The sequence below is a fragment of the Thauera phenylacetica B4P genome (assembly GCF_000310225.1).
Classification (GTDB): Bacteria; Pseudomonadota; Gammaproteobacteria; order Burkholderiales; family Rhodocyclaceae; genus Thauera; species Thauera phenylacetica.
Window position 1 is genome coordinate 1 of the sequence record NZ_AMXF01000561.1, and the last position, 671, is coordinate 671.

The window sequence follows — 671 nt, forward strand, 5'->3', positions numbered from 1 at the left end:
GCCGTCCTCGCGGATCGCGGCCGGGTCGAACGCCTCCACGGCGGCGCTGCCCGCCCGCCACAGCCCGGCGGTGAACAGCGGCGCGTCGTCGAGCCGGTAGGCGCCGCCGGACAGGAAGCGGTCGTGGCCGCGGCCGAGGCTGGCGAGCCCGAGCGCGCGGGCGATCGCGAGGAAGTGGCGGAAGTCGCCCTCGTGGGGCGCGCGCGCATCGCACCAGCGCCACAGCGCGGCCTCGGAGTCGAGCGCCGCCACCGCCTCCAGCGTGTCGGCGAACAGCCGCGTCTCGAGGAAGGCGCGGAAGCGGCGCAGCAGCGCGAGCAGGCGCAGCTTGTCGTTCATCGCCACCGCGCGCGTGCTGCCGCCGGGCTGCAGCGCCAGCGTATGCGGCCACTTGCCGGCGAGCGTGCCGGTGAGCTCCAGGAAGGCCGCGCGCGCCGGCAGCACCTCGGCGGTGGCGCTGCCCTCGACCGCCTTGAAGCGCGCGCACGCGGCGGCGTGCCAGGCGTGGCCGCGATAGGCCGCGCGCGCGAAGTCGGGCATGAAGAAGAGGTAGAAGTGGGTGAGGTGGTCGGCGAGGTTCTCCGCCGCCAGCACCAGCGCCGCCGCGCGCTCGCCGTTGGGCGCCGGCACCAGGCCCATCGCCGCGCGCAGCGCCGCCGCCGCCGCGGCCG

1 pseudogene is annotated in these 671 nt (G+C 77.5%); it reads right to left on the reverse strand.

What is annotated here, in order from left to right:
- Positions 1-671: pseudogene (locus tag C667_RS23685) on the reverse strand (nickel-dependent hydrogenase large subunit); the annotation flags it as partial.